Raw genomic sequence first — 364 nt, 5'->3', positions numbered from 1 at the left:
AATCGACGATGTCGGCAGCATCACCGGCGACATCAGCAACGGTGGCTTCACCGACGATACTCGCCCGGAAATCCAGGGTACTGGCAAGGCTGGCAGTGTTGTCACGATCTCCGATGGCAATACGGTGCTGGGTTCTCTCACCGTTGATGCAAGTGAGAAATGGAGCTTTACCCCGGCATTTGACCTGGGGCAGGGTGCGCACAGCATCACAGCCAAGGCGACCGACAAGGCAGGCAACGTCAGTGATCCGACCGCGCCGTTCACCTTCACCATCGACACAGTGGCTCCTGAAAAGCCGACCATTGACCAGGTACTGGACGATGTCGGTGCGATCCAGGGCCCGATCGCCAACCATGGCGTGACG

At 59.3% G+C, this 364-nt stretch carries 1 protein-coding gene; it reads left to right on the top strand.

Annotated features, from left to right (window positions below; genetic code table 11):
* The coding region (locus A6723_RS32255) for an Ig-like domain-containing protein (protein ID WP_175405601.1) at nucleotides 1–364 on the top strand (364 nt) is incomplete at both ends.

The organism is Pseudomonas sp. AU11447, assembly GCF_001672555.2.
Lineage (GTDB): Bacteria > Pseudomonadota > Gammaproteobacteria > Pseudomonadales > Pseudomonadaceae > Pseudomonas > Pseudomonas nitroreducens.
This window is presented reverse-complemented; position numbering and strand designations above follow the sequence as displayed.